The sequence below is a fragment of the Ammoniphilus sp. YIM 78166 genome (genome assembly GCF_004522215.1).
Classification (GTDB): Bacteria; Bacillota; Bacilli; order Aneurinibacillales; family RAOX-1; genus YIM-78166.
Map to the genome: position 1 here is coordinate 1 of NZ_SDLR01000066.1, position 323 is coordinate 323.

Consider the following 323-nt stretch of genomic DNA (forward strand, 5'->3'; position numbering starts at 1 on the left):
CGTGGGCGGTGTTAATAGTGATACCACGTTCCTTTTCTTCAGGTGCAGCATCGATTTGTGAGTAATCTTCAGCCTTAGCTAATCCCTTTTCAGCTAAAACAGTAGTAATAGCCGCAGTTAAAGTGGTCTTACCGTGGTCAACGTGACCGATAGTACCAATGTTTACGTGTGGCTTAGTTCTAACGTAATGTTCTTTTTCTGCCATTAAAATGACCCTCCTGTAAATTTGCAAGAAGTCCGTTGAGATAAGTTAACGGATAATTCTCTGTTGAATATTGTACTACTTTCTTCGGCAAATGCCTAGTAAAAAAGATTAAGCGATA

1 protein-coding gene is annotated in these 323 nt (G+C 39.6%); it reads right to left on the reverse strand.

The features are described from left to right. The coding region (locus EIZ58_RS32915) for a GTP-binding protein (RefSeq protein WP_240689502.1) at window positions 1-205 on the reverse strand (205 nt) is incomplete at its 3' end. Window positions 206-323: the final 118 nt, after the last annotated feature.